The sequence below is a fragment of the Bartonella sp. MR168JLCBS genome, from assembly GCF_042194175.1.
In genome coordinates this window covers 1-510 of sequence record NZ_JBHIMP010000647.1, presented here as the reverse complement: position 1 = coordinate 510, position 510 = coordinate 1, and the positions used below count along the sequence as shown (strand labels likewise).

1 pseudogene is annotated in these 510 nt (G+C 42.2%); it reads right to left on the bottom strand.

The features are described 5' to 3' along the window. Window positions 1-510 (bottom strand): annotated as a pseudogene (locus tag ACFIK8_RS13190) (serine--tRNA ligase); the annotation flags it as partial.

The following is a 510-nucleotide window of genomic DNA, read 5'->3' as shown; positions in this document are numbered from 1 at the left end:
TCAAGAATTTCATTGTTTACCAAATTGGTTAACGGTACTTCTGCTGTAGAAATAAGCCACCGACCATCTGTCGTCCGAAAGAGATCGTCAGCAAATTTCGGCAACTGAGCTGCTCCATAAACAATCTCATCACGAACAAGAAGAGGTACCGAAACTTCTGTATAACCATGTTCATCAACATGCACATCAATCATAAATTGACCCAATGCGCGTTCAAGCCGGGCCAATGCCCCTGAAAGCACTGTGAAACGTGCACCCGACAAACGGCTTGCCCGCTCAAAATCCATCTGCTTGAGATTTTGACCAAGATCAAAGTGTTCCTTTGGTGTAAAATCAAACATCGCAGGTGTACCAAAATGTCGAATAACAACATTATCACTTCCATCTTTACCCAATGGAACATCATCCAATGGAATATTCGGGAGTGTTGAAAGAGCTCTCTCAAAGTTCTCTGTCAATCGCTTTTCTTCTGTTGTAGCAGAAGAAAGAAAGACTTTAATCTCTTCAACC